The sequence below is a fragment of the Oribacterium sp. FC2011 genome (assembly GCF_000701645.1).
Taxonomy (GTDB): domain Bacteria; phylum Bacillota; class Clostridia; order Lachnospirales; family Lachnospiraceae; genus Oribacterium.
Genome location: NZ_JNJM01000023.1, coordinates 31,627 through 51,693 on the forward strand (window position 1 = coordinate 31,627; position 20,067 = coordinate 51,693).

Consider the following 20,067-nt stretch of genomic DNA (forward strand, 5'->3'; position numbering starts at 1 on the left):
ATCTTTGTAAGGGGGTCAGACCCCCTTACGATTTTTTTGTTCTGCACGGTAAATGGACGGAGAATTGCCGAATACTTTTTTATATGCTTTCGAAAAAGTGAATATGTCCTTATAGCCAACCAGGTTTGAAATAGTCTGAACGGACTCGTCCGTTTCTTTCAGAAGCCGGTTGGCTTTTTTCATGCGGTAATCCATAAGATATTCCTGGATGCTTGAACCGGTGGCATCTTTAAAGATTCTGGACATATAGCTTCTGTTGAGCCCGCAAAGCTCTGCAATCTGAGTGACTTGCAGAGGTTCTGAATATTTTATCTGGATGATGTGTATGATACGCTGCACAAAATCTAGTTGTGTGTTTGGTCTGGAAAGCTGCCGGTTTACGGAGGTTGAAGTGACATGATCCATGATTTCAAATAGCTTTGAAATGCAATACAGTTCTCTGTCTCGTTTTTCAGAAATATCCCTGTAAAGTTCAGGCATAGGAGAGGAGTCGACGTCTGAGACAAATACAGGATTATCCTCTGACAGACCCGCCTTTGTCCATATTTCAGCCAGTCTTGCACCGCCTATATGCAGCCAGAAATAGGACCAGGGATCATTCCTGTCAGCTGTATATAGAGCCTTGACTTCATGAGGGATGAGAAAGCCCTGACCGGCTTCTACAGTATACTCGCGGTTTTTTATATAAAGCTTACCCTTGCCTGAAAGAACAAAATGGAATATATCTCTGGGACGTGCAACAGGCCCATAGGAATATAACGGAGGGCAGTTGAAGTTACCTATTTCATAAAGTGAAAGATCATCGGACCAGTCATAATCAAGAAAGGCATGATCATCAAATCTTCCGACGGACGCAGTTGTCTGAACTCTCATAAACACTCCTTTGATAAGTCACAAAAAGACAAATTCTAAACGCATTATAACATACTAAAAGATGCAAAAATAGCGTAGTATAGCCATGTCCAAATATTATGAAATATAATTTGCAAGGCAAAAGGAGTGTCATAATGGCAATAGTTTTTGATGAAACAAAAAAGTTTTTCAGACTGCTTACAGAGAATACAGAGTACCAGATGAAGATAGATGACATCGGACTCCTCTTACATACATATTATGGAAAACCGACTTACGGTACAGATATGAGCTATCAGATCATACCTGTTGACAGAGGTTTTTCAGGAAATCTTTATGAGTACCGTCTCGACAGAGGACGTTCCATAGATGTTCTCCCTCAGGAGTTTTCGGGCTGCGGAGTTGGGGATTTCAGAGTGAGCTCTTTAAGTCTCATAGCTGAGAATGGCAGCAGAAGCTGTGATCTGAGATATAAATCATATAAGATACTTGAGAAAAAGCCTGAGATACCGGGGCTTCCCTCGGTGAGACAGTATGATGATGAAGTAAGTACACTTGTAATTACCTTAGAAGACAAGATCATCGGATTGACAGTTGAACTCTACTATTCTGTATTTGCTGAAAAAGATATCATCGTAAGACACACAAGATTTATCAATGCTTCAGACAAGGCTATCCGTCTTGAGAAGGTTTCCTCAGCTACCCTTGACATTCTTTACGGAAGCTGGGACGAGATACACTTTGTGGGAAAGCACGCCATGGAACGTGAGATGACCCGTCATGAGCTTGATCAGGACATCAGAGTTATCAGCTCGAAGAGAGGCATGAGCAGTCACCATCAGAATCCCTTCGTGATACTTTGTGATCATGAGGCCACAGAAACAAAAGGCGACTGCATTGGCATGATGCTTATGTATTCGGGCAATCACAAGTTTGAGATCGAGCAGGATCAGGCCGGGGCCGTACGTGTGGTTACGGGTATAAACGATGAAGGTTTTTCATGGCTGCTTGAAAAGGGTGCATCATTTGACACGCCGGAAGCCATAATGACTTTCACGGATCAGGGCCTCGAAAAGCTCAGCCACAACTACCACAACCTTATCCATGATAATGTCTGCGACCGGAAATACAGAGACCTTAAGCGACCTGTTCTCATCAATAACTGGGAAGCTACCTACTTTGATTTCAATGCTGAGAAGATCATCGACATTGCAAGATCTGCTTCGGAACTTGGGGTAGAGATGATGGTGCTGGATGACGGCTGGTTCGGAAAGCGCGACGATGATAATTCAGGTCTCGGCGACTGGTTTGTTAATGAAAAGAAGCTTGTTGGCGGACTCAAGAGAATATCAGACGAAACCGATAAGCTTGGCATGAAGTTCGGTCTCTGGTTTGAGCCGGAGATGATCAATGAGGATTCGGAGCTTTTCAGAAAGCATCCGGAGTGGGCTTTGAGGGATCCGGACAGACTCCCGAACATGTCACGAAACCAGATGGTGCTGGATATGAGCAACAAGGAAGTAGAGGATTACCTTTTCGACAGCATCAGCAAAATCCTTGCAAGTGCTCATATTTCCTATATTAAATGGGACTTTAACAGATCTGTATGTAATGTTTACTCCAACAAGCTCCCGGCAGACCGTCAGGGGGAGGCTGCCCACAGATTTATGCTGGGAACCTATTCTCTGCTGGACAGACTTTTAAAGGCTTATCCTGAACTTATGATAGAAGGCTGCTCAGGCGGAGGCGGACGTTTTGATGCGGGAATGATGTATTACTGTCCTCAGATATGGTGCTCAGATGATACCGATGCTATCGAACGACTTGAGATTCAGGAAGGAACCTCATTTGGTTATCCTGTAAGCACTGTAGGAAGCCATGTTTCAGCGGTTCCGAATCATCAGACAGGAAGAAGCACACCTTTTGAGACCCGCGGCGTCGTTGCCATGTCAGGAACCTTCGGCTATGAGCTTGATATAACGAAGCTTACAGAGGAGGAGCGTGAGAAAGTAAAGGATCAGATAAAGACCTTCAACAGATTCTATTGGCTTATACAAAAGGGAGATTACTACAGGATCACACCGGAAAGTCAGCGTGAGATTTATAAAGCCTGGGAGTTTGCGGCAGCCGATAAGTCTGAGGCTCTTGTCAATGTTGTAGTCAAGAAATCTCAGGCTAATGCAAAGATCAAGAACATACGGCTCAGAGGCCTTGACGAAGAAGCAGTTTACAGGCTTGAAGGAACCGATCAGAAAATGTCCGGTGCCGCACTGATGTACGGAGGTTACGCCATGAACCTTTCCATGGGAGATTATCCGGCGGTACAGCTGCACTTCGTAAGGGTATAATGCAGCGCAGCAGTTGATTAAAAGCCTTCCAAAGATGAATGTAAAGTCATTTATCTTTGGAAGGCTTTTATTATTTGTGTCTGTTACGTGTCTGTTGTAAGGAGCCTATTAGATTTGCATCTGTATGTCAGAGATATACGGATGCGGATTTTTCGGTTTCTTTAAATTATCCTTTTATAAGGGGATTTGAAGTGTTATACTAAGCAAAAATGTAAGCGATTACACAATTATTTTTTATGACAATTTTGGAGGTATTTTTTATGGCACATGATATGGCGAAAGAGCATCCGGACTGCGCATATTGCGCAAAGGGCGAGCTGGTGGCAAAATTCGGATATGAAATCTGTGAGCTCCCTGCTTCAACAGTTTATCTATTTAAGGAGCAGAGCCATCCCGGAAGATGTATAGTTGCATCAAAGCATCATGTATCTGAGATGACGGATATTTCTCTCGAGGATCGCAACGCATTTATCGCAGATGTGGTAACCGTTGCCGATGCTATCCACAAGGTCTTCAACCCGGATAAGGTAAACTACGGAATGTACGGTGATACAGGCTGCCACCTTCACATGCATCTGGTTCCAAAGTATAAGGATCAGTTTGAGTGGGGCGGAACCTTCGCCATGGATCCGAACCTGAAAAAGATACAGGATCAGGCTGAGCTTGAGAAAATCGCAGCACCTCTTCGTGATGCAATACTTGGTAAGTGATGACTCTGAACAGACGATTTCCCGATATAATCAGTTCTATGTTATGATTTAGTAAATAATCACAAAACGGTGAATAAAGTAATATCGATAGGAGTCAGATATGAGCGAAAAATATTGTCAGGTCTGTGGATCTAAATTAATTGATAAGGAATTGGAAGGAGAAGGCATGGTGCCTTTTTGCCCTGCCTGCAATGAGTTCAGGTTCCCCATGTACAATGTGGCTGTAAGCATGATCGTTATCAATAAAAAGACTGATAAGATACTCCTGATCAAGCAATATGGCAGAGATGTCTATATCCTTGTTGCCGGATATGTCAACAGAGGTGAACAGTTAGAGCATGCTGTAGTAAGGGAACTTAAAGAGGAAACCGGTATGACTGCATCACATATCCGATTCAACAGAACTAAATTCTTCGAGCCATCAAACACCTTGATGTGCAATTTCACAGTATATGTTGATTCGGACAGCGAACTTTCCACCAATAAAGAAATCGATTCTTTTAATTGGTTCGCCTTTGATGATGCAAGAAATAATATTAAACCGGGAAGTCTTGCCGCTGAGTTTCTGAATGCATATCTGGACGAGCTATAAAAATATCACATTTGGTTTGGCGCGGAGCAGCCTCTGTTAATGAACCGAAAGACCCTGTCGGAATTGATCCGGCAGGGTCTTTTAATATCGGTCAGTTTATGGTAAATTGAAAACATTTATATTAGATGTAAAATTGATTTTGTAATATCAGGATAGGTAATAGCAAGAAGATATTGCATAAATTACAGTAATTTCTGAGCTTGAGATAAGGAAAGCAGTTTAGAATGAGAAGCAGAGATATATTAGGCAAATTCTTACATTTTATTGTGGACAACACTTTAATGTTTACTGTTGCCATAATGTGTATGGTACATGTGGTACTGCTGATGATAGTGTGGTATGCAGGTGTGATGCCGTTAACATTGTTTAATAGCATGAGTGTGATCATATACCTGGTTTGTATTTTTCTTTGTAAGCATGATCACATAATGCCGGTTTATATGAGCATCATCTTAGAGGTTAGCATTTATTCGACCGTGGCGGTTTATTATATCGGATGGAAAAGCGGTTCTTACAATTTCCTGTTTTCCATCGTGCCCATAATCATATATTTTGGCAGCTATCTGTTTAAGGGGATAAGGAGATGGATGATAGTCCTGGTTCTGACGCTGATATTTGCTCTGTATGCATTATTGTATACCGCTTACTCGAATATAAATCCTGTTTATGAGATGGCAGGTACAGTAAGAACCATTATGATGCTTTTTTCATCATTTGTAATGTATTTCAGTGTCGTTTTTTACAGCTCCATATATATTATTTCAAGCGAGATCGAAAAGATGGGCCTCGAACTGACCAATGAACAACTGTCGGCTGATGCTTCGGAGGATGCTCTTACAGGTCTCTTGAACAGACGTGGTTTTATCCCGCGGATTGAATCACTTATGAAGAGTGACCAGCCAAAGCAATTTTGTGTGGCTTTCTGTGATATCGATAATTTCAAAGGAATTAACGATACCTATGGACATGACTGCGGTGATGAGGTATTGAGGCACACCACCGCATTGATAAAAAATGAAATGAGCGACTGCGATATATGCAGATGGGGTGGAGAAGAGATCGTCATCCTGATGAAGGATTATGATTTTGTTTCGGCAAGGCAGAAAATAGAAGACTTAAGAAAGCTCGTAGAAAAAACACCGACGGTGTTCTTTAATAAACGAATTAAAGTAACCATAACTATTGGACTTACCAAATATATGGAAAACTTCAGTAAAGCTGAGGATTTGATCAAAATTGCTGACGAACGTATGTATTACGGCAAGCAGCACGGTAAGAATGTATTGGTATCTGAGGATTGATAAAACCGCTCAAACTCATTCAGAGTCTGAGCGGCTTTTTTGTTTTGCCGTAAGTCCACCGGGGAAGGTTCTCAATCGCGAGAACCTTCCCCGGTGTTTTTTTGCTGTTATAAACCGTGACTATAACAAGAGATAAGAAATACCTAGTTTACAGATAGGTAATTGGCCAGTATAGTTCTACACAAGAAGTTCAAGAACAAATCCAAACCGAAGACAAAAGTAAAATTAATAAGGGGGAGATAATTATGAGTACAAAGAGAGAACTGGTTTTAAAGGCATTTCACAATGAAGAGGTTGAAAGAATTCCTGTAGGTTTCTGGCACCATTACCTAGACGAAAGTGAGTTCGTAAGTGGTGTTGAGCATCCTGAGAATTTCAAAAGAATCCTTGAAGGAGCGAGAAAGTTCAAAGAGGAATTCGATCCGGATTTCGTAAAGATCATGACAGACGGATATTTTTATCTTCCGTTGAAGCTTGATGCAAAGACTCCTGAAACACTTCCGGATTTCACACCGGTTTCCGATGCTCATCCATGGTTCACAGATCAGGAAAAGCTTGCTAAGGGATATAGAGAGATCTACGGTCAGGATATCCTTCTTTTCTATAATATTTTTGCACCGCTTGCTCATCTCCGATTCGGACTTGCAAACGGACATGATCTCAGCGAGCAGGAAGCAAATGACCTGATCCTTCACTTCCTTAAAACAGATCCTGAGGCAGTGGAAGAGGCACTTGATAAGATAGCTGACAATATCATCGATCTTCTTCCATACATCATAAACAGAGAAGGAGCCGACGGAATCTATCTTTCGGTAACAGACACACATCGTTTCATTCCGGATGCGCTTTATCGTCTGTATGTAACACCATCAGAAAAGAAGATCCTTGAAGCAGCCAACAGACTTACCGAGACAAACATCCTTCACATCTGCGGCTGGAGAGGAAATACAAATTACATTACCATCTATCAGGACTATCCTGCACTTGTTTTCAACTGGGCAGTACACACCGAGAGCCTCAGCTTAAGAGAAGGAAGAAGGTTCTTTGGAGGCAAGGCTGTTATCGGCGGATTCCTTAACACAGAGGAAAGCATCCTTTACAGAGGAAACAAAGCTGAGATCCAGAACGAGACCAGAAGCATCATCGAAGAGACAGGAAGAACCGGTCTAATCATTGGCGCAGACTGCACAGTTCCGAATGATACTCCCGTAGAGCATCTCAACTGGGTAAGAGAGGCAGCAGCAGAAAAAACACCAAAGGTACATATCGTAAATACTTTAAGAGATGCACGTAGTTTCACGAATCTAAAAGCATCAGTCTGAGAAAAATTCCATTGAAATAATGTTGTCAAAATAGTGTTCAATCAAAAACCGTCAGCCCCGGAGGTAAGGAAGTCCGGAGGCTGACCATCGAAAAGAAGGGGAGATAATTATGAGAAAGAATATTATCAATATCATCGCAGCAGTTTCACTTGTATCACTTTCAGCTACGGCACTTTCAGCCTGCGGCTCAAATTCCGCACCTGAGGCTACAACCGCAGGGACAACAGCCGCGGCAGCAGAAGCAGCCCCCGCAGCATCACCAGAAAGTGCAGCATCGGCAGAAGGCGTGACAAAGAAGGTTATCGCTCATACCCAGTCCTATGTACCATACGATTTCATTGACAAGGACGGAAATCATGACGGATACGAGGTTGCGGTATGGAAGGCCATAGACGAGAAGCTTGATAATTACGAGTTTGAATATGTTGGAACCACCGACGACGATCTTCTGGTTGGCGTTGAGTCCGGTAAGTACAATGCAGGCAGCAAGGGTGTATGGTGGACCGAGGAGCGTTCCAAGAAGTACGTTTTCCCTAAGAATTACACCGGAGCTTCCATCATAGGCATTGCCATCCGTAAGGAAAATGCAGCTGAGATCACAGATCTTGAGTCCTTCGCAAAGTATTCGGGAAAGCTTGTTCCCATCGGACCTGCAAACGCACAGTATAACATCGTCGAGAACTACAACACAAAGCACCCGGACGCAAAGATTGACCTTGTGGCAGGCGATTCCTTCGAAGCAGCCGACGCTTACCAGTGGGTACTGGAAGGCCGCTATGATGCTTACTTCAACATCAAGACTTCCTTTGAGGCCAATGTTGAAAAGGAGGATGGTGAGTACCATGATTTTTCAGACAAGCTTGCCTTCGTTCCATATGAGGGCATCCCTATCTGGTCACTCTTCAACAAGGATGAGCAGCAGTTTGCGGATGATTTTGATAAGGCTTTTGAAGAATTGAAAGCCGACGGAACCATCGAAGATTTACAGAAGCAGTATTTCGGTTACAGCTTATTTGATTATGTACCTGAAGGATATCAGAAAGGTGATACACTGTGAGACCATTTAAACCCAGCTTCATTTTTGAAGTCTTGCCCCAGATCCTCCCATATACACTTGTTACCCTCGGTATCATGCTGGGAACAGTATTATTCGGAAGCCTCCTGGGGCTCCTCCTTGCAGCAGGAAAGCTTAAGGGCGGAAAAGTTCTTCACGGTATAGCCAATGGCTACACCTATTTCATCCGCTGCGTTCCTTCCATCGTTATGCTTTTTATCATTTATTACGGACTTCCGGAGCTGTTGCTTAGTTTCGGAATCAACATTAATAACGCAAGCAAGGCGGTATTTGTCATCACTACATTCACGTTAATGTTCAGCGCCTCCATGTCGGAGGTATTCAGAAGCTCGTATCTTGCGATAGATCCCGGACAAAGTGAGGCAGGTCTCAGCATTGGCTTAAGCCGCTGGCAGACCTTCAGAAGAATCATTTTCCCGCAGGCTTCGGCGGTGGCACTTCCGAACTTTACCAATGCACTTGTGAATCTCATGAAGGAAGGTACCCTTGCTTATACCATAGGACTCATCGACATCATGGGAAAGGGACAGCTCATCATCGGTCTTAACCACGGGTCCTATGCATTGGAAACCTACATAGCGATGTTCATCATCTACTGGGTGCTGACGCTGGTGATAGAGGCTCTTTCAAAGAGACTGGAGAAGCATCTTTTGAGAGGACTAAAACCACATACGGAGGCAGCAAAAGATGACCCGGGATTCAAATTACCGGTATGGAAAAATCCTTTCAACCTCAGAGATTCAGAGGGATCTGCGGTTCTTCAGAAGGTAAAGCAGACCTCAGGATTTTTACATATACCTGTCAGGAATCAAAGGTCAGCGAAAACAGATATTAATTAGTGAGGAGGTTCACTCATGGAAATTGAATTAGGATTTATGTGGGAGACCTTCCTGGTGGCTCTTTCCGGAATACCTGTCACATTGAAGCTTACTTTTGTGACATTGCTCATTTCCACGCCGTTGGCATTTTTTATGGCACTGGGAAAGCTTATGGATCATAAGATTTCTTCAAAGGTGATCGGCTTTTATGTATCTTTTGTCCGTGGAACCCCCATCGTGCTCCAGATACTGTTTTTCTACAGTCTTTTGCCCACAGCCCTTAACTACTTTTTTAAAAACGTACTTCATTCCGAGTACAATGTTTTCGCCTGGAACCCAATCATTTACGCCTATACGGTATTTTCCCTGAACACCATCGCTGTTCTTTCTGAGGTATTCAGATCGGCACTTCTTACAGTAAACGCCGGTCAGCTTGAGGCGGCAATGTCTATAGGAGAAACCAAATTTCAGGCCTATACGAGGATCATCATTCCCCAGGCTCTGGTGGCAGCACTTCCGAATATCGGAAACACAACTGTGAGCCTTTTAAAGAATACATCTCTTGCATATATGATGACGGTCAAAGACATTACCGCACTTGCAAAGATAGAAGCAGCCATAGGATATAACTACATTGAAGCGTATCTGGTTATCCTGATGATCTATGTACTGCTATGCACGGTGGTGCAGCTTATCTTCAGATTTGCGGAGAATGTACTTTCTGTTTACAAGAAACGTATAGAGGTAATACCATGCTTAAAATAACCAATATTCATAAATCCTTCGGAAACAATCAGATATTGAAGGGAGTGGACCTGGAAGTAAACAAGGGTGAAGTAATAGTAGTCCTCGGACCTTCCGGTTCAGGAAAAACCACCATGCTGCGCTGCATTAATTTTCTCGAGCGTGCGGATCAGGGTTCCATCGAGTTTGATGATATAAAGACAGATTTTCGTGTGGCAAGCCATAAGACTATCCGTGACATAAGAAAGAAATCCGGCTTTGTTTTTCAGAACTACAATCTTTTCGCCAACAAAACAGCTCTTGAAAATGTCATGGAGGGACTTACTGTCGCCAGGAGTGTTCCAAAAAAGGAAGCCGAGGAACGCGCGAAGAATGCATTGGACAGAGTCGGACTTAAGAATCGTTATGACTACTATCCTTCACAGCTTTCAGGCGGACAGCAGCAGAGAGTGGGAATCGCAAGAGCAGTGGCTCTGAATCCGGACGTTATACTTTTTGATGAACCAACTTCAGCCCTTGATCCCGAGCTTGTGGGAGAGGTTCTCAATGTAATGAAGGATCTGGCGGAATCCGGGGCAACCATGGTGGTGGTAACCCACGAGATGGATTTTGCAAGAGACGTTGCCAGCAAGGTCATCTTCATGGATAAAGGCGTCATCGTGGAAGAGGGGGCACCGGAAGAGATATTTACACATCCGAAGGAAGAAAGAACCGCACAGTTCCTTAAGAGAATCCTGAAGGAGGACTACAGAGCTGATCAGGATTCGGATTTTCCTGAAAGGGATGAGTCATTGCTGGCGAAGGTATTCGGCGGTGGTTCGGGTAAGAAGACCTATAATTGGGGAGTTTGCTAAAGATTATTATAAACAAGTCTTATAGCTGATTATGGATTTTTTGTTATTCCCCGGGGGCTGATGGTCTGATAGTATTCGAATCATAATTAACATTGAATCATGACTTAGTGCAGATGACGATGGGAGTGCTTCGGGACGGGGGGAATAGATATGAACGATAATAAGGATGTAAATATTTATGATTTCGATAGAGTTGTAGACCGTCGCAACACCGACTGTTTGAAATATGATTTTGCAAAAGAGCGGACAGGTCGGGAAGATCTGTTACCGCTCTGGGTGGCAGACATGGACTTCCGCCTTCCGGAGGAAATTCTTGAAGATCTAAAAGCTAGAATAGCTCATGGAATATTTGGATACACCGATCCGAAGGACAGCTATTTTGATGCTTTAAATAACTGGATAGAGAAACATTACGGATACTCAGTTGCAAGAAAATGGGTAACGGTGGCGCCAACGGTAATGTTTGCACTTGCGAACTGTGTAAATGCTTTTACAGAAGCCGGGGACAAGATTCTCATTCAGCAGCCGGTTTACTATCCCTTCGGAGAAGTGATTACAGATAATGGAAGAATTCTGGTGGATTCACCTTTGAAGATAATTAATGGACATTATGAAATCGACTTTTCCGATCTTGAAAAGAAAATTTCTGACCCTGAGCTTAAGCTGTTTATTCTTTGCAATCCCCACAATCCGGTTGGTCGTGTATGGACAAGAGAAGAGCTTCTTCAAATAGCGATTCTATGCGTGAAGCATGATGTTATTCTCGTCAGTGATGAAATTCACTGTGATTTCATATATCCGGGACATGAGTTCACATCAACCCTTTCTCTGGGGACAGCGTATCGGGATCATCTCTTGGTTCTCCATTCTCCTACAAAAACATTTAATATTGCAGGCCTTCAGATTGCTAATGCCATAATCCCTGATAAAAAACTCAGGCTGAAATATCAGAAGGCAAATGCCGCAAATGGATACAGTCAGGCCAATATCATAGGACTTAAGGCATTGGAATCAGTTTACACAAAAGGTGAAAGGTGGCATCAGGAGATGCTTCAGTATCTTAAGGGAAATGTTGATTTCGTGAGAGATTATATACAGGAGCATTTGCCGAAAATAAGACTTATAGAGCCGGAAGGTACCTATCTTTTATGGATAGACTTTTCCGGTCTTGGATTAAAAGATGATGAACTTGAAGACCTGATAGTTGATAAAGCACATCTGTGGCTTGATCCGGGAGCTATCTTTGGCCCTGAGACAGCACAATTTGAAAGATTTAATATAGCATGTCCGAGGAAGACATTGGAAAAGGCATTTCGTCAGTTGAAGAAAGCGGTATATGAATTAGAGCAGGAAAATCAGGTGAAAGCTGATCAAGCTAGTTGATACTCTGGTTTTAATCCACCGATGGGATTTCAACAATAGCCCCGGAAGGGGGATGACCCGGAGAATGGCAGAACCAACCAGCGGTACTGACTTAGATAATACAGGGGGATGGATATATGGAGTACAGTGTTGAAACACGATGTCAGCATTTACAGGGGGCAGATATAAATGAGCATTACGGTGCGGTCAGTTTTCCTATATATCAGTCGTCGACATTTGCACATAAGGGATTCGGAGTGAGTTCGGGGTATGATTATTCCAGACTTCAGAATCCTACGAGGAATCATCTTGAAAGGATAGTTGCAGGACTTGAGCATGGGACAGACTGTATAGCATTGGCAAGCGGAATCAGTGCAATAGGATGCGTGATGGAGCTGTTCGGGCCGGGAGATCATGTACTGATAGATGAAGACCTCTATGGCGGAAGCATCAGACTTTTCCGTGAGATCAATCAGAAAAACGGAGTTGAGTTTAGTTCAGCAGCTCTGCATGAAACAGATGTGGAGAATCTGATAAAGGATAATACAAAGGCAATTTATCTTGAGACTCCTACCAATCCCATGATGAATGTGACAGATCTCAGAAAGCTTTCCGGGATAACAAAACGTCATGGTATTCTCCTTATCGTTGACAATACATTCATGTCTCCCTATCTTCAGAATCCTTTGGACCTTGGCGCCGACATAGTTATCCACAGTGGTACCAAGTTTATGGCAGGACATCATGATGCCATAGCCGGGTTTATAGTAGTGAAGGATCAGGCTCTTTCCGAGCATCTCAGATTTCTTTTCAAAAGTACCGGTGCAGGACTTTCGCCTTTTGATTCATGGCTCATTATACGAGGCATTAAAACACTGGCTGTAAGACTGGACAGAGCTGAGGAAAATGCTCACAGGATTGCGGATTTTCTGCAGAACGATAAGCATGTGACCCGTATATTATATCCGGGATTAAAGGACCATCCCGGATATTCCATCATGAAGGAACAGGCAAGGGGATTCGGAGCCATGATAACCTTTGATGTACCATCAAAGGAATTTGCCGTAAAGGTCCTGGAAAACCTTGACATCATCCTTTTCGCCGAAAGTCTCGGAGGTACGGAATCACTTATCACATATCCCATAACCCAGACCCATGCTGATGTACCGTCAGAGATTCTTGAGAAAAACGGCATTCATGAAACCACACTTCGTTTGTCTGTAGGAATTGAAAATGTGGATGATCTGATAGAGGATCTGAGACATGCCTTTGAGGCTGCTGAAAATATGGATAATGCTGATTATCAGGCAAATAAAGAAATAGCCTGATGCTTAAAAAAATAAGTGATGTAATGTAAGGTCAGTGGAGATCAGATGCTCTGCTGACTTTTTTCTTGAATAAAAAATATGTAAATAATATTATTTTATTGATGGTTTGAATCGAAAGGTAAAGTATAGAGTTTTGATGAAAAATTCATGAAAATTATTGAAAACATGTAACAGGTAGTTATTTAAGAGGATAAATCGGTATGGAAACCAAAAAGTCATTACGCCGCAGGATTTCGGATTTGAAAATCCGTCTCAAACTGTATAAAAGACGTGTACGTAATCCGGAATTCACAAAGCGTCTGAGTTCTGTGCTTAAACATTACATTACCATTTTTTTGGCTATAATGTATGTATACCTCATCCTTTTACTCTTGTTGATCCGGGCAGAACAGGCAAGTCCGGATGCCTCTATACAAACCCTTGGGCAGGCAATATGGTATTCCATTACCACTTTTACAACTGTTGGATATGGAGATTTGTATCCGGTGACAACTGGCGGCAGAATTATCTCATCCATTTTTCTGCTTATAGGCATCAGTTTACTGGGTTTCTTTATTGGTTTTACGATGGAATTCGTTGTGCGGATGAGGCCGGTCATAACTTTGACGATGAAATCAGATCGTCCGTGGTATATTTTTACGGCAAAAACCGGAAATGCCATGTTGTTTGCGGAGAATTTGAAAAAAGTGCGGCCGAACGCCATGATAATCTATGCGTCAACTATCAATGATGATAAGAACTTCCCGGATCTTTGTGTTTCATGGACTCCTGAGGCACTGCTTGATCGCCGCGGATCTCTGTATGACGCTCATCTTATGTGTACCAAAGATAATGATATGGATAATTTCCTGGACGCTGTGGGGCTTGCGGATTTTGAAGTTCCCATCATCTGTTTTTCCAGCTTCACACCATCCTATCATCCTATGAATATCAACTTTTTCTCTTTGGATGATTGCACCGCCCGGGCTTTCTGGCAGCAATATCCTGTGAAAAAGTATGATGAAGAAATCGTAATCATCGGTTTCGATAATGCCGGTCAGATGATGTTGGACCGTGCACTTGAGCTGAACGTGCTCTTCGAGAAACAAAAGATCAAGTATCATGTTTTCGGAGACAGCAGTGAGTATTGCCGGAACCGTAAAATGCTGGGAGAAATAGTATCTCTGAACCAGCCGTCGGAAGAAATGGACAGTGTTTTTTTTCACAATGAACTTTGGAATGAGGATGGTCGGCTTCTGGGTTCCGCAGATCGTATCGTGCTCTGTTCGGATTCGGAGGAGGAGAATATCAAGATACTGCATACGATTCAGACATTCTTTGCTATCCGTGGAAACCTGTATATCTATAACAGCAATGTTCGAGGCATTGCAACTTCTTTCGGAAGAGCCGAGAATATGCTTACTCCTGCATATGTGCTTCATAACCGGTTAACGGATATGGCTATGTGCCGGCACGAGATGTTCCGCTATACAGTAGACGAATCGATTCCCATGTGGGAAGATCTGAATTCACTGACCAAAGATATGAACTACATTTCCACAGACCATATCAGCATGAAAGTCCACATCCTTCTCAAGGACGAGGCTCCTGATAAATCCTTTGATGAATTGGATCCGAAGCTTCTTAGAAAAGCATACGATATTTTCCAAAATTCCTCAGAAGAAGAAAAGGAGGTTTTTCGAAAGATCGAACATACGCGAACCATGCGGTATTACAAGCTGCATAATTATAGCTATGGTGATACGGTGGATGATGACAAACGTATCAATCTGATGATTCGTCCCTATGAAGAACTTGGGGAAAATGAAAAGCAGGCAATCGATATTTCCTGGATGCTGCTGAACGAATTGGCGTCTCATAAAGAGGCGAAGCGTGGAAGCAAAAAGTGAAAATCATAAGTTTATAATGGAGGCTTAAAATGGCAAGTGGAAGAATGGAATTTCATGCTCAGAGTATAATGCAGCATGCGAACTTTTCTTTTGTGTTACCCAATGATGTTGAAATGGCAGAAGTTAAAGATCCAAAACACTATGAACGACCAACAAAAAGTCTGATGCTTCTTCATGGATTAACCGGTACGGATACAGACTGGCTGTTCGGCGGAGTAGCCCAGGAAATGGCCATACAGTATAACCTTGCTGTATTTATGCCCACAACCGGCAATTCATTTTACCTGGATAAGGGATATGTCGGCGGCAATTTCTGTCAATTTGTAGGTGAAGAGCTGCCGGATTATATCCATAAGGTTTTCGGATACTTCTCGAAACGGGAGGACAACCTTATTGCAGGTTTATCCATGGGTGGATATGGAGCAATCCATACTGCATTTGCCTATCCTGATAGATTTTCACAGTGCATTGCCTTATCTTCGGCAATACATATAGAGGACATAGCAAAGACAGATGCTTCAGCTGCAAGCCTTATGCCGGTCGAAATGCTCACGGATGTATTTGGTGATCTGTCTAAACTTATTGAATCGGATAAGAATCCAAAGGTTCAATATAAGAATCTAAAGAAAGAAGGTAAGAAAATACCAAAATTATATATGGCAATCGGTACTGAAGATTCTCCGGAATTATATAATGCAAATACGGATTTCAGAGATTTCCTCAAGAAGGAAAATGCCGATTTCTTCTATGAAGACGGCCCCGGAAAGCATAATTGGACATTTTGGAATGAGTATTTAGACCGTGGGTTATCCCGGATGCTTGGATGATATCATGGTGAGATCTTAAATAACATGATCTCTTATAGTATTGAATAAGGAAAGTGAACGAAGAGTATTATGCCATTTCAAATAATCAGAAATGATATAACCAAAGTTAAAGCAGATATTATCGTGAATACTGCAAACCCGAATGTAACGGTCGGTGGCGGTGTTGATTCTGCCATATATCTGGCTGCCGGGAAGGATAAACTCCTTGCCGAGAGGAATAAGATAGGCGTCCTGGCACCGGGTAATGTTGCCATTACGCCGGCTTTTGACCTGGATGCCAGGTACATAATCCATGCAAGTGGCCCATGGTGGAATGGCGGCAAAGAAGGTGAAGCAGAACTTCTTAAAGCCTGCTACGATAAATCTTTACAGCTTGCGGCAGAATATAAATGTAATTCGATAGCATTTCCATTACTTGCCACGGGAGCGTATAAATTCCCTCAGCGTCTTGCAATGGAAATCGCAGTCAATGCTTTTACCGAATTCCTGGAAGAACATGATATGGAAATCATCCTTGTTGTGTTTGAGGAGCAGTCAGTAAAGATATCCGGAGAGTTGGGAGAGGAAGTCAAGAGCTTTATTGATGATGACTACGTTACGGAAACTCTGTCTCGGGAATATGAATATGACAGTGCATCACAGACGGTATTCAGCCAAAGTGTTTGTTTTGACGAGGAAACACTTGACGAAGTAGTTTCTGATGAAAGTGCTCCTGAGAAAGAAGCCCCGGGAGCAGCAGGTCCGGGCAGGCTTACGAGTGTTTTAAGGTCTGCAGGATTACCGGCTTTCAAACCATTTTCGGCTAAAGGCGCTCCCGCAGCAGGCTCCTCGGGAACCCTGGATGACATGCTGAAGAGCATATACAAAGAATCCTTCGAAAAACACCTGCAGAAACTCATTAACAAGAAAGGTCTCAGGAATTCCGAAGTATATGCGGCTGCCAATATCTCAAAACAGTATTTTTCACGTATCATGAAAGGAACCGTAAACCCTTCCAAGAAAAAAGTGCTTGCACTGGCTGTCGGACTTCGTTTGAACCTTGATGAGACCGTTGATTTCCTGAGAATCGCGGGATATGCTTTATCTCCTATTTCCCAGACGGATGCGGTTGTAAGGTATTTCATTGAACATAAGGACTATAATGTTATAAAAATCGATATTGTCCTCTTTGATTACGGCCTGGACCCTCTGTCAAAAGACTGAATTTTTAAAGGTAAACTTCAGGTTTGCCTTTACAGGGGATTGAGATGAAGAAAAGAATAATTTATGCAGCGGCAGCAGGAACTTTAGCTTGTATGATGTTGGTCGCCTGCAGCAATAAAAAAATAGCTGAGACTGTTTCTGATCAGACTTCAGAAGCGATTGAGACAGAGGCGCAGGGTGGGGCTCCATCAGAGGAATCTGTAAAAGATAGCAGTGAAAGCAGCGAGGCGCCGGCAGATGCACCTGAGCAGAAGAGTGATGAAAAGGCAGCATCTGAAATGCAGTCAGGAGAAGCTGTGCACTATGATGGACAGATACTTTTCCGCAACTATTCTTCACAGGCCCCGGGCTATGGCGCTATGTGGGGAAAGTTCCAAAGAAATTCTACTGTATATGTTCCGGGAAGCCTTTGCACCTTTGATCCAAAGTCTCCCGAAAAAGGAATAACCACTGTCTGTGAAGACAGCGGAAATGGCTGTTTGTACCTTAAGGATGGCAATATCCTGTATTCCCAGAAAGTGACTGATTATTCAGCTGAAGGCGAGCAAATGAGTCATGTATATAAGAAGGAACTCCCGGACGGTGAAGATAAAGATATATGCCCCGGTGAAATTCGGGGATTTTCTCCTGACGGCGGGCATTTTGTTGTCTATACATACACCCTTGATCCATATAAGGTGCAATATTATATTTACGAAACCGGAGACATAGATACAGACACCGCTCATTATGAGCCGGAGGATAGTGCTTTATTCCTGACCATGGATGATGATAATGCATACTTCCTGGAGAAAAAGGAGGGTAATATCCATACAATCGTCCAGGTCAGCAACAATGGAAATATCTACAGGCTTGGAGAGTGTGACTTTACAGAGCTTGCTGAATACGGTATCTCCTATCCGGAATTTTCAGGAGATATTACGACAGATAACGGAAAACTTGAAGCGCAGTTTGATTTCTATGAAGGTACCGGGCATTTCTACTATACAAGTGCAAAAGTAAGTGTTCCGATCTGTCAGGACACGGAGAACGAAGCAGGAGATTCTGTGTTATTTGATGCAGAGGTTGAAGATATTCATTTTGAGGAAGATCCTCAGTCTGTTTATCCTGACGGAATTAAAGATATGATGTATGACTATCCGGCCCCGGATTCCGGAAAGGGAGTTGCCAATGTCATTCAGAATTACGAGGAACTTGATGAAGGTATATTTTTCACCAAGGCACAGAGCCACAGGGATTCCTTTGAGGACGTAGGCTGGAGAGAGTACTATTGTCTCCTTAACTACTATTATTATTTCCTTCCGAAGGGCGAAAAAGATCCTGTGCTCCTTTATACCATGTTTGAACCTCTGGGTAAAAAAGGAACTCTCGATGAATACGAGTACTATGAAACACAGCCAACTCTGTACGCCTATGCCGGATTCTATGAAGATAAGGATGGCAAGCTTGTCGGAGCATACTATGAAGAAATATATACCGGAGGTCCGGAGACTCCGACTGAGGTATCAAACCTGTATAATATGGCAGAGTTTTCTGATGAGTTTTATTATGAGCATCTTAAGGATGATTATAGTCTGGATGACTTCGTTGTTTCGGATCTTCATGAATTTACGGATTATATTCATTCCTGGGTGCCACAGAATAGTATACCTGTCAGACCGGCACAGTATGATGAAAATGGCAATCTGAAATTTGAACCGGAGCTAAGTATAAAAGACGGCGACAGCGTATACATGTGCCATTTAGGATTTGATAAGGATGGAAAGATATATTACATACGTCCGGTGATCATGGATTGAAATGAATCAAAAACCCCGTCCCCTGAGAACTATGGGTACGGGGTTTTGACTCGTTTTGCAAACTAAATGACACATTAACCCGTGCCCGGGATCATTCCACTCCAATAACCCTTGCTATATGCATTGCAAGGTAGCCTACCTCTGCATCCTGGTACGATTTCTTCAAAAGCCTGCTCATCTGATTGCAGATGTCAGCGGAAAGTTTAAATGTGTCCGGATACTTCAGCTCCATGTAATCATTAAGATTCATTTTCAGAAGCTCTCCGGTTTCGATGCGTGTCACCATATAGCGGATATGATTCATCATACGGTTGTATCCGAGGGAGGTGACTTCAAGCTTGTGCCCGGTCTTTTCTTCTATATAAGAGATACAGTTACGCACTATCTGTGCGGTCTGAAGAGATCTGGCAACATTTTCATTAACGATGGCAGAGTGAACGTGCAGCGCGATAAATCCGATCTCATCTTCATTTATGACGAGTCCGAATTTTTGCTCCAGAACAGGTGCAACGGTTTCCGCCACCTGATATTCCATATGAAAGAGAAGGCGAATGTCATCCTTCAGAGGATTTCTGATACTTTCGCCTTTTTTTATTCTCTGGACAGCAAATGCCAGGTGATCTGCCATAGGGAATACTATGGTTCTGTCTACTTTCCCAAAAGCCTTTTCTGCTTCATCAAGAACAGCATCCGAAATCTCAAGACATACAGGATCCACCGCGTTGACGATGGACATGGCATTGCCACGTTCCGTTGTCTTTTCCAGTGAGTAGATGGAGGCATCTTTGGGAAGGTCCAGTCTCTCAGAGATCTTTACACCGAATCCTATACCCTTATGGAGAACCAGATAAGATTTAAGCCCCTCATCATTTTCCGGGTCAGCCGAAATATTGTTATCAACACCCACAACAATGATAGAATTATGATTTAAAACTTTTCTGACACGATACATAGTTTATATTTATCCTTCGTCTAAAAAACCCCTCCCAGGCAGTTCCTGAAAGGGGTTGTGAATCTCGAATCTAAAGCTGATCAGGGTTTTA

17 protein-coding genes and 1 pseudogene are annotated in these 20,067 nt (G+C 42.9%); 16 read left to right on the forward strand and 2 right to left on the reverse strand.

Translation table 11 applies throughout. The features are described from left to right. Positions 1–15: 15 nt before the first annotated feature. The gene (locus T357_RS0115220; RefSeq protein WP_049962476.1) at positions 16–873 is read right to left on the reverse strand and encodes an AraC family transcriptional regulator; all 858 of its coding nucleotides are present in this window, start codon (positions 871–873) and stop codon (positions 16–18) included. 134 nt (positions 874–1,007) lie between these two features. Here T357_RS0115220 and T357_RS0115225 point away from each other — a divergent pair, with 134 nt between their 5' ends. The 16 genes and pseudogenes from T357_RS0115225 to T357_RS0115295 all read left to right on the forward strand — a co-directional run bounded on the left by T357_RS0115225 (position 1,008) and on the right by T357_RS0115295 (position 19,024). After that, on the forward strand, positions 1,008–3,200 hold the full coding sequence (locus T357_RS0115225) for an alpha-galactosidase (protein WP_031554512.1): 2,193 nt from the start codon (positions 1,008–1,010) through the stop codon (positions 3,198–3,200). Positions 3,201–3,460: 260 nt separating this feature from the next. After that, entirely contained in the window at positions 3,461–3,910 is a 450-nt protein-coding gene (locus tag T357_RS0115230; RefSeq protein WP_242840129.1) for an HIT family protein, read from the forward strand. Between the two features lie 100 nt (positions 3,911–4,010). Further along, the gene (locus T357_RS0115235) at positions 4,011–4,502 is read left to right on the forward strand and encodes an NAD(+) diphosphatase (protein ID WP_031554516.1); all 492 of its coding nucleotides are present in this window, start codon (positions 4,011–4,013) and stop codon (positions 4,500–4,502) included. 224 nt (positions 4,503–4,726) lie between these two features. Beyond that, entirely contained in the window at positions 4,727–5,803 is a 1,077-nt protein-coding gene (locus T357_RS20505; RefSeq protein ID WP_049962477.1) for a GGDEF domain-containing protein, read from the forward strand. 245 nt (positions 5,804–6,048) lie between these two features. Then, the gene (locus T357_RS0115245; protein ID WP_049962478.1) at positions 6,049–7,125 is read left to right on the forward strand and encodes a uroporphyrinogen decarboxylase family protein; all 1,077 of its coding nucleotides are present in this window, start codon (positions 6,049–6,051) and stop codon (positions 7,123–7,125) included. A gap of 109 nt (positions 7,126–7,234) precedes the next feature. Next, positions 7,235–8,182, forward strand: a complete 948-nt coding sequence (locus T357_RS0115250; protein ID WP_049962479.1) for a transporter substrate-binding domain-containing protein — start codon at positions 7,235–7,237, stop codon at positions 8,180–8,182. Continuing rightward, on the forward strand, positions 8,179–9,039 hold the full coding sequence (locus T357_RS0115255) for an amino acid ABC transporter permease (protein WP_081828201.1): 861 nt from the start codon (positions 8,179–8,181) through the stop codon (positions 9,037–9,039). Before T357_RS0115250 ends, T357_RS0115255 begins: the two co-directional genes overlap by 4 nt. A 15-nt stretch (positions 9,040–9,054) precedes the next feature. Further along, positions 9,055–9,783 carry an amino acid ABC transporter permease gene (locus tag T357_RS0115260; protein ID WP_031554535.1) on the forward strand — a complete coding sequence of 243 codons (729 nt, stop codon included), beginning with the start codon at positions 9,055–9,057 and terminating at the stop codon, positions 9,781–9,783. After that, positions 9,771–10,616, forward strand: a complete 846-nt coding sequence (locus T357_RS0115265) for an amino acid ABC transporter ATP-binding protein (RefSeq protein WP_081828202.1) — start codon at positions 9,771–9,773, stop codon at positions 10,614–10,616. Before T357_RS0115260 ends, T357_RS0115265 begins: the two co-directional genes overlap by 13 nt. A 150-nt stretch (positions 10,617–10,766) precedes the next feature. Then, complete coding sequence (locus T357_RS0115270) at positions 10,767–11,999, forward strand: MalY/PatB family protein (RefSeq protein ID WP_044917146.1); 1,233 nt, start codon at positions 10,767–10,769, stop codon at positions 11,997–11,999. A gap of 116 nt (positions 12,000–12,115) precedes the next feature. Continuing rightward, positions 12,116–13,306 carry a trans-sulfuration enzyme family protein gene (locus T357_RS0115275; RefSeq protein WP_044917148.1) on the forward strand — a complete coding sequence of 397 codons (1,191 nt, stop codon included), beginning with the start codon at positions 12,116–12,118 and terminating at the stop codon, positions 13,304–13,306. A gap of 344 nt (positions 13,307–13,650) precedes the next feature. Then, positions 13,651–13,827, forward strand: a pseudogene (locus T357_RS22365) (potassium channel family protein); the annotation flags it as partial. A gap of 156 nt (positions 13,828–13,983) precedes the next feature. Beyond that, entirely contained in the window at positions 13,984–15,195 is a 1,212-nt protein-coding gene (locus tag T357_RS20510; protein ID WP_242840131.1) for a hypothetical protein, read from the forward strand. A gap of 29 nt (positions 15,196–15,224) precedes the next feature. Continuing rightward, positions 15,225–16,022, forward strand: coding sequence for an alpha/beta hydrolase (locus T357_RS0115285; RefSeq protein WP_031554545.1), 798 nt, complete (start codon positions 15,225–15,227; stop codon positions 16,020–16,022). Positions 16,023–16,091: 69 nt separating this feature from the next. Beyond that, entirely contained in the window at positions 16,092–17,225 is a 1,134-nt protein-coding gene (locus tag T357_RS0115290) for a macro domain-containing protein (RefSeq protein WP_031554547.1), read from the forward strand. Positions 17,226–17,269: 44 nt separating this feature from the next. After that, positions 17,270–19,024, forward strand: a complete 1,755-nt coding sequence (locus T357_RS0115295) for a hypothetical protein (RefSeq protein ID WP_031554549.1) — start codon at positions 17,270–17,272, stop codon at positions 19,022–19,024. A gap of 91 nt (positions 19,025–19,115) precedes the next feature. Here T357_RS0115295 and T357_RS0115300 read toward each other — a convergent pair whose 3' ends face one another. Continuing rightward, positions 19,116–19,976 (reverse strand): PRD domain-containing protein, encoded by an 861-nt coding sequence (locus T357_RS0115300; protein ID WP_031554551.1) that lies wholly within the window; start codon positions 19,974–19,976, stop codon positions 19,116–19,118. Positions 19,977–20,067 lie beyond the last annotated feature (91 nt).